We start from the raw sequence: 11,947 nt of genomic DNA, 5'->3' as shown, positions 1-11,947 counted from the left end.
ATCCTGAACGAGACGCGCATGCCCTCCGCACTCGACACTCTCCTCCCCTCCATTCGCACCCGCCTGGCGCCCCTGGCGCTGGCGATGCTGGTCGCCGGCTGCCAGACCAGCCCGGTCGGCCCGGTCATTGAGCCGGGCGACGATCCGCTGGCCGGCGCGCCACCCATCGAGCGGGGGCTGGATGCCCGTGGCCTCGCGGGCCTGCTGACCGCCGAACTCGCCGGCCAGCGCGGCGACTACCGGCGCGCCACCCTCGGCTATCTGGAGGGCGCCGAGCGCTACCGCTCGGTGGCACTGGTGGAGCGTGCCGCCCTGGCCGCCCGCTTCAGCAACGACCCCCAGTTGCTCACCGACACCGCCGAGCTGTGGCACAGCCTGGCGCCCGGCTCGGAAGCCCCGACCCGCCTGCTCGCCAGCCTGGCCCTGCAGCGCGGCGACTGGACGGAGGCCCTGGCCCAGCGGCTGCAGGTGGTCGCACGCGGCGGCCAGGGCGAACTGACCGCCTTCGTCGAGCTGGCACTGTCCGAGAATGCCGACCCGGCCCCGCTGCTGCAACTGATGCGGCACCATCTGGCACGCCCCGGGGCCGACGCACACCCGCAGCACGATGACGCCGAGCTGGCCACCGCCCTGCTGGAGGTCTCCGTGGGCGACACCCTCGCCGCCCAGCGCCGCCTCGACCGGCTGACCGAGCGCTCGCCCGAGCTGCCGGCGCTGTGGTTGGCCCAGGCGCGATTGGCCCAGGAGTCCGGCAACCATTTCCGGGCCCGGGAGGCGGCCCGCCGCGGCCTGTCCATCGCCCCCGGCGATCCCCGCTTCATCCTGATGCTGGCCCAGAGCGAGCTGCGCCTGGGCGACATCGACGCCGCTGAGGCACAGACCGATGCCCTGCTCGAGTCACAGGACGGCAACCAGGAGTTGCGCCTGGCGCTGGCCCGGCTCTACCTGGAGGAGAATCACCCCGAACCGGCCCGACGCCTGCTGTTGCCGCTGGTTGGTGAGCCCGACACGCCGGCGCTGGCCTTCTTCCTGCTCGGCGCCATCGCCGAGGCGGAAGGCGAGGTCGACAACGCCTTGCTCTATTATCGCCAGGTGCCACCGGGCGACGAGTTCCTGCCGGCACGCCTGAGCGCCGCCAACATGCTGATCGAGGACGATCGCCTGGTCGACGCACGCGCCTTCCTGCGCATCGAGCGCCTGCGCCACGAAACCTATTTCGCCGACCTGGTGTCGCTCGAAGTGGAACTGCTGGAGCGCACCGGGCGGCCCGACGATGCCACCGCCCTGCTCGACCGGGAACTGGACCGCACCCCCAACGACGAGCAGCTGCTCTACCTGCGCGCCATGCGGGCCTGGGAGGCCGGTGACCTCGAGGCCATGGAGCGCGACCTGGGGCGCGTCATCGAGCGCAACCCCGACAACGCCACCGCCCTCAACGCCCTCGGCTATACCCTGGCCGATCAAGGCGTCGAGGGGCGCCTGGAAGAGGCCCGGGAGATGATCGAGCGGGCTCATGAACTCGAACCGGGCAGCCCCGCCATCATGGACAGCCTGGGCTGGGTCCATTTCCGCCTCGGCGACCCCGAGCGTGCCCTGCCCTGGCTCGAGCGGGCCTACGGCGCCATGCCCGACCAGGAGATCGCCGCCCACCTCGCCGAGGTCCTCTGGGAACTGGAGCGTCGCGATGAAGCCCGGGCGCTGGTGCGCGAGGCCGTGGAGCGCTTCGACGAGCGCCCGGTGATCGACGACCTGCTCGAGCGCATCCCCGAGCTGATCCCCTGAGCGTCGCCCGACGCGAACACACGACGAGAGATGCCCATGCCCCATGCCACCTTGCCGCGACTGCTGACGTCGCTGCTGTTCCTGGCCCTGCTGGCCGGCTGTGCCGCCCCCGCTCCGGCCCCCGACGGCGAGCGCGCCGCCGGCCAGTGGCAGGCCCAGGCCGAGCGCCTCGAGACTCTCGACACCTGGGTGCTCGCCGGCAAGGCCGGCCTGCGTACCCCCGAGGAGTCGACCAGCGCCACCCTCGACTGGAGCCAGCACCCCCATTACTACCGGCTGCTGATCAGCGGGCCCTTCGGTAGCGGTCGCAGCACCCTGGAGGGGCGCGAGGGGCGCTTCTCGCTGACCACCGCCGAGGGTCGCTTCGAGGCAGCGACTCCGGAAGCGCTGATGGAGCAGCAACTCGGCTGGTCGCTTCCGGTGAGCGCCCTCTCCGACTGGATTCGCGGCCTGCCGTCGCCGGCCAGCGCCCACCGGCTCGAGCGCGACGAACTGGGGTTCCCGCTGCGCCTGCGCCAGGACGGCTGGCAGATCGACTATCGCGATTGGGTCCGGGTGGAGGCGCTGTGGCTGCCGCGCCGCCTGGTCATGGAGATCGACGAGTTCCGGGTCACCCTGGTGGTCACCGACTGGCGTCCGGTCCTCGACGATGCCTGAGCCGGGATCCCTCACCCTGCCGGCCCCGGCCAAGCTCAACCGCCTGCTGCTGATCACCGGGAGGCGCCCCGACGGCTACCATGAGCTGCAGACCCTGTTCCAGTTCCTCGACCATGGCGACACCCTGCGCCTCGTTCCGCGCGGCGACAGCGAGATTCGCCTGACCCCGGCGCTGCCCGGCGTCGATGCCGAAGAGAACCTGATCCTGCGGGCCGCCCGGGCGCTGCAGGCCGAGACCGGTCGCCGGCTCGGCGCCGACATCCATCTGGAGAAACGCCTGCCCTTGGGAGGCGGCCTGGGCGGCGGCAGCTCCAACGCGGCCACCGCCCTGCTCGGTCTCGACCGACTCTGGGGTCTCGACCTCGACCTCGACCGCCTGGCGACGCTGGGCCTGGGGCTAGGCGCCGACGTCCCGGTCTTCGTGCACGGCCGGGCCGCCTGGGCCGAGGGCGTCGGCGAGCGCCTCACCCCGGTCGAACTCGACGCCCCTTGGTTCGTGGTGCTCCACCCCGGCGTGGCGGTCTCCACCCCGGCGGTGTTCGGGGCGGCACAATTGACACGCGATACCCCCCCGATTACCATGGCGCGCGCACTGCAGGGGGGAGCGTCGAGCTGGCGCAACGACTGCGAGGCCACGGCCAGGGAGCTCTATCCGGAGGTGGCGCGGGCTCTCGACTGGCTCTCGAGCCGAGCTCCGGCCATGCTTACCGGTACCGGGGCCTGTGTCTTCGCCCGGCTCGAGAGCGAGGCCGAGGCCGCGAGCCTCCTGGCCGACGCCACCCGGCACCGCTGGCAGGCCTTCATGGCGCAGGGGCTCAACCGCTCTCCTCTCCATGCTGTGCTGGGTCGATGAGTGCAGCGCCCGGTAGCGGGGCGGCAGCTCGTAGCGAGCCCGGCTCGGAGCCCAGCGCCAAGCGACGAGGCAGTTACCCCGAAGCCGGCTCGACGGCATGACCCCCAGAGATCCCCAACACTGCAAAGGTGGCTGCGCGTGTCAAAATTGATGGTTTTCGCCGGGAACGCCAATCCCGAACTCGCCCAGAAGATTGCCGAGAGTCTGGACACCCGCATGGGCAACGCTACGGTGGGCCAGTTCAGCGACGGCGAGATCGCGGTCGAGATCAACGAGAACGTGCGCGGCAAGGATGTCTTCGTCCTGCAGTCCACCTGTGCACCGACCAACGACAACCTGCTGGAACTGATCCTGATGGTCGACGCCCTGCGTCGGGCCTCCGCCTCACGGATCACCGCGGTAGTGCCCTACTTCGGCTACGCCCGCCAGGATCGTCGCGTCCGCTCGGCGCGGGTGCCGATCTCCGCCAAGATCGTCGCCGACATGATGGTCAAGGCCGGTGTCGATCGGGTCATGACCATGGACCTGCATGCCGACCAGATCCAGGGGTTCTTCGACGTCCCGGTGGACAACGTCTACGGCTCACCGATCCTGCTCGACGACATCGAGCGGCAGAACTACGAGGACCTGGTGGTGGTCTCCCCCGACGTGGGCGGCGTGGTCCGCGCCCGCGCCATCGCCAAGCAGCTCAACGCCGACCTCGCCATCATCGACAAGCGCCGCCCCCAGGCCAACCAGGCCCAGGTGATGCACATCATCGGCGAGATCGACAACCGCACCTGCGTGGTGGTCGACGACATGATCGACACCGCCGGCACTCTGTGCAAGGCCGGCGAGGCCCTCAAGGAGCACGGCGCACGCCGCGTGGTGGCCTATGCCACCCACCCGATCCTCTCGGGGCCCGCGGTAGACAACATCACCGGCTCGGTGCTCGACGAGGTGGTCGTCACCGACACCATCCCGCTGTCCGACACCGCCCGTCGCAGCGGCAAGATCCGCCAGCTCAGCGTGGCCGGGCTGATCGCCGAGGCGATCCGCCGGGTCAGCAACGAAGAATCCGTCAGCGCCATGTTTCACTGAGTCTCTTCGGGAATCAGGCGCGGGAGTAGCGCCCTTCGGGGCTTTTCGGGAACGCTGTGGTCAGGTCGCGGGCCGCAGCGCTTCTCTTACATCATGCAAGAGGCAACATCATGTCCGACTTTACCCTCAATGCCAGCGTTCGTAACGACCTGGGGAAAGGTGCGAGCCGCCGCCTGCGTCGTGCGAACCTCCAGGTGCCGGCCATCATCTATGGTGGCGAGCAGGCCCCCCAGCCGATCTCCATCGACAAGGCCCCCTTCTACAAGGCCATCGAGGACGAGTCCTTCTTCTCCTCGGTGATCAACCTGGTAGTGGACGGCAAGAACGAGCAGGTCGTCGTTCGTGACCTGCAGCGCCATCCCTTCAAGCCACTGATCACCCACGCCGACTTCCTGCGCATCGACGCCACCCACGAGATCACCATCAGCGTGCCGCTGCATGTGGTGGGCGAAGAGAAGTGCACCGGCATCAAGGACCACGGCGGCGAGCTGCATGTGCTCTCCAACGAGGTCCAGATCAGCTGCCTGCCGAAGGACCTGCCCGACTTCCTGGAAGTCGACATCGCCACGGTCGAGCTGGGCACCACCCTGCACCTCTCCGATCTCAAGGTGCCGGCCGGCGTCACCCTGGTCGACCTGACCCACGGGGAAGCCCACGACAACGCCATCCTGAGCATCACCAAGGCCAAGGTCCGTGGTGGCGAGGAAGAGGGCGAAGCCGCCGAGGGCGAGGAAGGCGAGCAGGGCGAGGAGTAATCCCCTGCGCTCCGGGGCCGTGCCAGGCACGGCCCTTCCGGTTACGATCAAGCGCCCCGGCGCTTGATTTTTTTTGGAGGCAGCACGCATGAGCCAGGTCAAAGCGATCATCGGGCTGGGCAACCCCGGCGCCGACTACGAGGCCACCCGCCACAACGCCGGCGCCTGGCTGGTGGAGGCCGTGGCCCGACGGGCCGGAGGAACACTGCGCCCCGAGAAGAAGTTCCTCGGCCTGCATGCGCGAGTGCAGTTCGACCGCCACGACCTCCATCTGCTCAACCCGACCACCTTCATGAACCGTAGCGGCGGTGCGGTGGCGGCGCTCTGCCAGTTCTTCCGCCTCGCCCCGGACGAGCTGCTGGTGGCCCACGACGACCTCGACCTGCCCCCCGGCACCGCGCGCTACAAGCAGGGCGGCGGCCACGGCGGCCACAACGGCCTGCGCGACACCATCAGCGCACTCGGTAACGACAAGTCGTTCCATCGCCTGCGGATCGGCATCGGCCATCCCGGTGACGCCCGGCAAGTGACCCCCTATGTGCTGGGGCGCCCCGGCAAGGCCGAGCATGCCGCCATCGCGGCGGCCATCGACGAGTGCCTGGCCACCCTGCCCCTGGCGCTGGCCGGCGACTGGGCGCGTGCCATGAACCGGCTGCACAGCTTCAAGCCCTGACGGGCTTAGCGAGTTCCGGGCATCGAGCCACGAGCTCGTTGCTCGTAGCTCGTAGCTCGTAGCTCGTAGCTCGTAGCTCGTAGCTCGTAGCTCGTAGCGACTGTAGAATACCGGCCAATCCCAATTTCGAACACGCTTTCCAGGAAGATCCCATGGGTTTCAACTGCGGTATCGTCGGCCTGCCCAACGTCGGCAAGTCCACGCTCTTCAATGCGCTGACCAAGTCCGGCATCGACGCCGAGAACTTCCCGTTCTGTACCATCGAGCCCAATGTCGGTATCGTGCCGATGCCCGACCCGCGTCTCGACACGCTGGCCGAGATCGTGAAGCCCCAGAAGGTGATCCCCACCACCATGGAGTTCGTCGACATTGCCGGCCTGGTGGCAGGCGCCTCCAAGGGTGAGGGACTCGGCAACCAGTTCCTGGCCAACATCCGCGAGACACAGGCCATCGCCCACGTGGTGCGCTGCTTCGACAACGACAACGTCATCCACGTGGCCAACCAGGTCGACCCCCGGTCCGACATCGAGATCATCAACATGGAGCTGGCGCTGGCCGATCTCGACACCGTCGAGCGCGCGATCCAGCGCCTGGTGCGCGTGGCCAAGGGCGGCGACAAGGAGGCCATCGCCACCAAGGCGATCCTCGAGCGCATCCAGCCGCACCTGGCCGAGGGCCAGCCCCTGCGCAGCTTCGGCCTCGACGACGACGAGAAGCGCCAGCTCAAGAGCTTCGGCTTCCTGACCCTGAAGCCGACCATGTACATCGCCAACGTCAACGAGGACGGCTTCGAGACCAATCCCTACCTCGACGTGGTGAACGAGATCGCCGCCGAGGAGGGTGCCGTGGTGGTGCCGGTATCCAACCAGCTCGAGGCCGAGATCGCCGAGCTCGACGATGAGGAACGCGCCATGTTCCTCGGCGAGATGGGCATGGAGGAGCCGGGGCTCGACCGGGTGATCCGTGCCGGCTACCAGCTGCTCGGCCTGCAGACCTATTTCACCGCCGGGGTCAAGGAGGTACGCGCCTGGACCGTCAGGGTCGGGGCCACCGCCCCCGAGGCCGCCGGGGTGATCCACACCGACTTTCAGAAGGGCTTCATCCGCGCGGAAGTCATTGCCTATGACGACTTCGTCTCCCTGGGCGGCGAACAGGCCGCCAAGGACGCCGGCAAGTGGCGCCTGGAGGGCAAGGAGTACATCGTCCAGGACGGCGACGTCATCCACTTCCGCTTCAACGTCTGAGCGCCGGTAGTGCTTGACGCCACCAGGGCGAAGCCGTAGACTCCGCCCCCGTTCGGCTACGTAGCTCAGTTGGTTAGAGCACATCACTCATAATGATGGGGTCCCCTGTTCGAGTCAGGGCGTAGCCACCAGAACTTGCAGACAACCCGACGCTACCGGCGTCGGGTTTTTTCGTGGCTTCGCTCATGCCGGCTGTTGGGCCAGGCCAGGCTCAGCTCAGCGCCGCCCGATCGACGAAGGCGGTCAGCACCCGAGTCAGCGAGGCCACGTCGCGGACGCCGGCGGTCTCGCGGATCGAGTGCATCGCCCACTGGGCCACGCCCACGTCCAGGGTCGGCACCCCCAGCTCGGTGGCGGTGATCGGCCCGATGGTGCTGCCACAGGCCATGTCGGCACGGGTGACGAAGGTCTGCACCGGCTCGCCCGCCTCGCGACAGAGCTCACGGAACATGGCAGCGGTGGCACTGTTGGTGGCATAGCGCTGGCTGGCGTTGACCTTGATCACCGGCCCGCCGTTGATCGCCGGGCCATGGGCGGCATCGTGCCGGTCCGGGAAATTGGGGTGCAGGGCATGGGCGTTGTCGCAGGAGATCATCCGTGATGCCTGGATCAGTCGAATGAAGCCCTCCTCGCCGGCCGTGCCGAGCTGGGCGTTGACCCGCCTGAGGACGTCGCCGAGGAAGGGCCCCTGGGCACCGCAGGCGCTGGCGCTGCCGACCTCCTCGTGGTCGTTGGCCACCAGTAGCGCGCCCTGCTCGCCATTGGAGGCGAGCAGGGCCTCCAGGCCGATAAAGCAGGAGAGCAGGTTGTCGAGCCGCGCGCTGGCGACCAGTTCGCCCTCGACCCCCACCCGGGACGGTGGTTGCATGTCGTGGAGGGCGAGCTCGAAGTCGAGGAGTTCGATATCCACGAGGCCATGCTGCTCGGCCAGCCAGCCCTTGAGCAGCCGGTCCAGGTCGGGCTTGTCGCCCCCCTGGAGGAACACCGGCGCCATCTGGGTCTGGGCGTTGAGCGAGCGCCCGTTGTTGGCTTCCCGATCGAGATGGATCGCCAGACTGGGGATGATGGCCACCGCACGGTCGACATGGAGCAGCACGCCGTCAATCCGACCGTCCGGATGGCGGACGTGCACCCGCCCGGCCAGGCCCAGGTCGCGGTCGAACCAGGGCGCCAGCAGCACGCCGCCGTAGACCTCGACACCCAGCTGTAGCCAGTCGGCGGCGGTCTGGGCGGCGTTGGGCTTGAGTCGCAGGCCGGGACTGTCGGTATGGGCGCCGATCATGCGCAGCGCGGCCAGCCGCTCCCGGGGCAGTTGCAGGGCGATGATCGACGAGTCGTTGCGCGTCACGTAGACCCGATCGCCGGGCGCGAGTCGCCAGGCCTCGGTCTCGTCGAGACGCCGGAATCCGGCGGTCTCGAGCCGTACGGCCATGTTGGCCACGGCGTGCCAGGGGGTGGGAGAACGGCGCAGGAAGTCGAGCAGGCGCTCGAGCGGGTCGTTCTGTGGCATGGGCTTCCTCAATCCGGGGGTCTCGGGATGATCCAGGGTCATACGACCGGGCCGAGCTGCTACAATGCCTGCTCGGTCCACGCAACTCGACGGCCGAGCGCGGGTCTAGGGAAGAAAGTGTACATGAAACCGGGAGTGCTTCATTGATGAGCCTGTTTGCCACCCTTGGGCGTTCGGTTGCCCTGGCCGGGTTGCTGATGGTCACCACCACCGCCCTGGCAGAGCTGCAACCCACCGATGCCCAGCGCCAGGCCGCCGTGGAAGTGGCCGAATCGCTGCGCTATGGCCACTATGCCGATGTCAGCCTCGATAACGCCTGGTCGCGCCGGGCCTTCGAGCGCTACCTGGACGTCCTCGACGGCCAGCGCGCCTACCTGCTGCGCGAGGACGTGGAGGCCTTCCGCGACCTGGAACACACCATGGACGACGCCCTCTTCGACGGTGACCTCGAGCGAGTCTTCGCTCTCTACCGTCGTCACCACGAGCGCGCCGAGTCGCGACTCGAATGGCTGCTGGACCGACTCGACGAGGACACCACCTTCCGCTTCGACACCGACCTGCGCCTGGATCTCGATCGCGACGGCGCCTCCTGGGCCGAGAGTCAGGACGAGCTGGACGAACTGTGGATCAAGCGACTGAAGAACGCCGCCCTGACCCAGGTGATCGGCGGCCAGGACGACGAGCAGGTGGTGGCCAACCTGCGGCAGCGCTACGAGGGCCAGCTCTCCCGCGTGCACCAGACGGAACCCGAAGATGTCTTCGGCATGTTCATGGCCGCGGTGACCAGCAGCATCGACCCCCACAGCGAGTACCTCTCGCCGCGCCAGGGCGAATCCTTCGACATCCAGATGCGCCTGTCGCTGGAGGGCATCGGCGCCCTGCTCCAGTCCGATGGCGAGTACGTCAAGGTGTCGAGCCTGGTGCCCGGCGGCCCCGCCGACCGTGCCGGCGTGCTGGAGCCCGCCGACCGCATCATCGCCGTGGGTCAGGAAGGCGAGGAGGAGATGGTCAACGTGGTCGGCATGCGGCTCGACAACGTGGTCGACCTGATCCGTGGCCCCAAGGGTTCGGTGGTACGCCTCGACGTGGTGCCGGCCCAGGCCGTCGACATGACGCGCTCGCGGGTCGTCGAGATCACCCGCGACACCGTCAGTCTCGAGGATCAGGCCGCCCAGGGCGAGGTGATCGAGATCGAGCGCAACGACGGGATGCATCGCATCGGCGTCATCAAGATCCCGACCTTCTACGTCGACTTCGATGCCTGGCAGGCCGGCGAGGAGGACTACCGCAGCACCACCCGCGACGTGGCCCGGGAAGTCGAGAAACTCAAGGCGCAAGGCGTCGAGGGCATCGTCCTCGACCTGCGCAACAATGGTGGCGGCGCCCTGCAGGAGGCCAACTCGCTGATCGGCCTGTTCATCGACCGCGGCCCCACCGTGCAGGTGCGTGACGCCCGTGGGCGCATCAGCCTCTACGGCGACACCGAGACCGGCACCGTCTATGACGGCCCGCTGGGGGTGCTGGTGAACCGTCTCTCGGCCTCGGCCTCGGAGATCTTTGCCGGCGCCATCCAGGACTATGGCCGCGGCCTGGTACTGGGCAACCCGACCTTCGGCAAGGGCACGGTGCAGACCCTCAACGAACTCAGCCACGGCCAGATCAAGCTGACCCGCGCCAAGTTCTACCGCATCTCCGGCGACAGCACCCAGCACCGCGGGGTCGAGCCCGACATCATCTTCCCCAGCCTGGTGGATCCGGAGATGATCGGCGAGAGCAGCCTCGACAACGCCCTGGCGTGGGATACCGTTCGCGCCGTGCAGTATCGTACCTACGGCGAGCCCTGGAAGTACCTCGAGACGCTCAAGGACCGGCACCGCACCCGCGCCGACGAATTGCCCAACTTCCGCTATCTGGAGCGTCAGGCCGAGTTGGCGAAGCGCATGCGCGAGCAGACCACCAGCGTCAGCCTCAACCGCGAACAGCGCCAACGCGAGGTGAAGGACCAGGAAGCCGAGCAGCTCGCCCTCGAGAACCAGCGCCGCCTGGCCCTGGGACTCGAGCCGCTCGAGGAGTGGGTCGACGCCCGCGACGAGGAGGTGGACGACGAGGACGAGCCGGTGGACCGCGTCCAGGTACTGGAAGCCGCCCAGATCCTGCTCGACTACGCCCAGCTCAACGGCAACTACCGGCTCGCCAACCGGCACTGAAGGCCGCCACGACTCGCCCTCCGAACGCGCCGGCCATGCCGGCGCGCCCTCCTTTGCCGTGCTGTCATCTGCCCGCAGGGCCTCGCTATCGACGAGGCCGGGCCGCCCTGGCCGGCGGGGTTGTCGTCCGCACCGGATGCCTTGCCGAAGACGCTGCTCGCCAGCACCTCCCGGGCGATTCCCTCAATCCGAGACGGCAACTACCTTAAGAAGGGTTGGCGAGCGAAAGCGGTTTTGGCATAGGGCCTGACAAGGAAAACCAACAAGGAGAACCCGACATGCGTACTCGACTCACGCTGTTGCTGCTACTGGTACCGGGATTGATGGCTGGCTCGATAACCGCGCAGACGCAGCCCTCGCAGGCCGAAGCCGCAACCCCGATCGATATCGCCCAGGGGCCACGCGTCGAAGGCGAGATCTTCGAGTATGCGACCGGGGGAGTAACCTACCAGGGCTACCTGGCGCATAATGCCAATGATGGCGTCGCACGCCCGGCGGTATTGGTGGTGCACGAGTGGTGGGGGCTCAACGACTATGCCCGGGCACGTGCCGATCAACTGGCGGCACTCGGCTTCGTGGCGCTGGCCATGGACATGTACGGCGACGGCCAGACAGCGACACATCCCGACCAGGCCGGTGCCTTCGCCGAGCGCGTGATGCAGGACTGGCCGGCCACACGCGCCAGGCTCGAAGCGGCAATGACACGGCTTCGCGAGCACCCGGCGGTGGCGGATTCCGGCATGGCGGCGATCGGTTATTGCTTCGGTGGCAGCGTGGTGATGAACATGGCGCTCTCCGGCATGCCGATCGAGGCCGCGATCAGCTTCCATGGCGATCCGTCCGCGATGGTCAGCACACCGCAGGCCTTCGCTGGCCTGGTGCAGATCCACAATGGCGCCGAGGACCCGTTGGTCGAACGCGCCGATCTAGACGCGATGGCGACAGCGCTCGAGGCCCAAGGGGCCAGCGTCGAGGTGGTGAATTACCCCAACGCCTTGCACGGCTTCACCAATCCGCAGGCCGATGCGGTAGCCGAAGCGCATGGTCTGCCACTGGGCTATGATGCCAGCGCCGATGCGGCTTCCTGGCAGGCTGCACTGCTGGCGCTGGACCGATCCCTCAACGGCAATTGACCCGATCGGCGGCATCATCGGTGCAGGGAACCAGCGCTTGCGAGGTAGGGATG

Annotated in this window: 10 protein-coding genes and 1 tRNA gene; 10 read left to right on the top strand and 1 reads right to left on the bottom strand. The window is 68.1% G+C overall.

Annotated elements, in window-relative coordinates; all coding sequences use genetic code 11:
- Nucleotides 1-18: 18 nt before the first annotated feature.
- The 8 genes from AC5W54_RS02455 to AC5W54_RS02420 all read left to right on the top strand — a co-directional run bounded on the left by AC5W54_RS02455 (nucleotide 19) and on the right by AC5W54_RS02420 (nucleotide 7,175).
- Nucleotides 19-1,782, top strand: a complete 1,764-nt coding sequence (locus AC5W54_RS02455) for a tetratricopeptide repeat protein (protein ID WP_495960479.1) — start codon at nucleotides 19-21, stop codon at nucleotides 1,780-1,782.
- 36 nt (nucleotides 1,783-1,818) lie between these two features.
- Nucleotides 1,819-2,439, top strand: a complete 621-nt coding sequence (gene lolB, locus AC5W54_RS02450) for a lipoprotein insertase outer membrane protein LolB (RefSeq protein WP_495960478.1) — start codon at nucleotides 1,819-1,821, stop codon at nucleotides 2,437-2,439.
- Nucleotides 2,432-3,292 carry a 4-(cytidine 5'-diphospho)-2-C-methyl-D-erythritol kinase gene (gene ispE, locus AC5W54_RS02445; RefSeq protein ID WP_495960477.1) on the top strand — a complete coding sequence of 287 codons (861 nt, stop codon included), beginning with the start codon at nucleotides 2,432-2,434 and terminating at the stop codon, nucleotides 3,290-3,292. Before lolB ends, ispE begins: the two co-directional genes overlap by 8 nt.
- Nucleotides 3,293-3,430: 138 nt before the next feature.
- Nucleotides 3,431-4,372: a ribose-phosphate pyrophosphokinase gene (locus tag AC5W54_RS02440; protein WP_495960476.1), complete on the top strand. Its 942-nt coding sequence runs from the start codon at nucleotides 3,431-3,433 to the stop codon at nucleotides 4,370-4,372.
- A gap of 110 nt (nucleotides 4,373-4,482) precedes the next feature.
- Nucleotides 4,483-5,127, top strand: a complete 645-nt coding sequence (locus AC5W54_RS02435) for a 50S ribosomal protein L25/general stress protein Ctc (protein ID WP_495960475.1) — start codon at nucleotides 4,483-4,485, stop codon at nucleotides 5,125-5,127.
- 88 nt (nucleotides 5,128-5,215) lie between these two features.
- Nucleotides 5,216-5,800: an aminoacyl-tRNA hydrolase gene (gene pth / locus AC5W54_RS02430; RefSeq protein WP_495960474.1), complete on the top strand. Its 585-nt coding sequence runs from the start codon at nucleotides 5,216-5,218 to the stop codon at nucleotides 5,798-5,800.
- 152 nt (nucleotides 5,801-5,952) lie between these two features.
- Nucleotides 5,953-7,044 (top strand): redox-regulated ATPase YchF, encoded by a 1,092-nt coding sequence (gene ychF, locus AC5W54_RS02425; protein ID WP_495960473.1) that lies wholly within the window; start codon nucleotides 5,953-5,955, stop codon nucleotides 7,042-7,044.
- Between the two features lie 54 nt (nucleotides 7,045-7,098).
- Nucleotides 7,099-7,175, top strand: a tRNA-Met gene (locus tag AC5W54_RS02420).
- An 80-nt stretch (nucleotides 7,176-7,255) separates the two neighbouring features.
- Here AC5W54_RS02420 and AC5W54_RS02415 read toward each other — a convergent pair.
- Nucleotides 7,256-8,554: a M18 family aminopeptidase gene (locus AC5W54_RS02415; protein ID WP_495960472.1), complete on the bottom strand. Its 1,299-nt coding sequence runs from the start codon at nucleotides 8,552-8,554 to the stop codon at nucleotides 7,256-7,258.
- Nucleotides 8,555-8,700: 146 nt separating this feature from the next.
- Here AC5W54_RS02415 and AC5W54_RS02410 point away from each other — a divergent pair, with 146 nt between their 5' ends.
- A complete protein-coding gene (locus AC5W54_RS02410) occupies nucleotides 8,701-10,761 on the top strand; it encodes a carboxy terminal-processing peptidase (RefSeq protein ID WP_495960471.1) in 2,061 nt (686 codons plus the stop codon).
- A 278-nt stretch (nucleotides 10,762-11,039) separates the two neighbouring features.
- Nucleotides 11,040-11,894, top strand: a complete 855-nt coding sequence (locus AC5W54_RS02405; protein ID WP_495960470.1) for a dienelactone hydrolase family protein — start codon at nucleotides 11,040-11,042, stop codon at nucleotides 11,892-11,894.
- Nucleotides 11,895-11,947: the final 53 nt, after the last annotated feature.

It is taken from the genome of Halomonas sp. LMYGS-3, assembly GCF_059509875.1.
This window is presented reverse-complemented; position numbering and strand designations above follow the sequence as displayed.

Coding starts and splice junctions, on each gene's coding strand:
- AC5W54_RS02455 (WP_495960479.1), top strand. CDS start 19: ATGCCCTCCGCACTCGACACTCTCCTCCCCTCCATTCGCACCCGCCTG.
- lolB (WP_495960478.1), top strand. CDS start 1,819: ATGCCCCATGCCACCTTGCCGCGACTGCTGACGTCGCTGCTGTTCCTG.
- ispE (WP_495960477.1), top strand. CDS start 2,432: ATGCCTGAGCCGGGATCCCTCACCCTGCCGGCCCCGGCCAAGCTCAAC.
- AC5W54_RS02435 (WP_495960475.1), top strand. CDS start 4,483: ATGTCCGACTTTACCCTCAATGCCAGCGTTCGTAACGACCTGGGGAAA.
- pth (WP_495960474.1), top strand. CDS start 5,216: ATGAGCCAGGTCAAAGCGATCATCGGGCTGGGCAACCCCGGCGCCGAC.
- ychF (WP_495960473.1), top strand. CDS start 5,953: ATGGGTTTCAACTGCGGTATCGTCGGCCTGCCCAACGTCGGCAAGTCC.
- AC5W54_RS02415 (WP_495960472.1), bottom strand. CDS start 8,554: ATGCCACAGAACGACCCGCTCGAGCGCCTGCTCGACTTCCTGCGCCGT.
- AC5W54_RS02410 (WP_495960471.1), top strand. CDS start 8,701: ATGAGCCTGTTTGCCACCCTTGGGCGTTCGGTTGCCCTGGCCGGGTTG.
- AC5W54_RS02405 (WP_495960470.1), top strand. CDS start 11,040: ATGCGTACTCGACTCACGCTGTTGCTGCTACTGGTACCGGGATTGATG.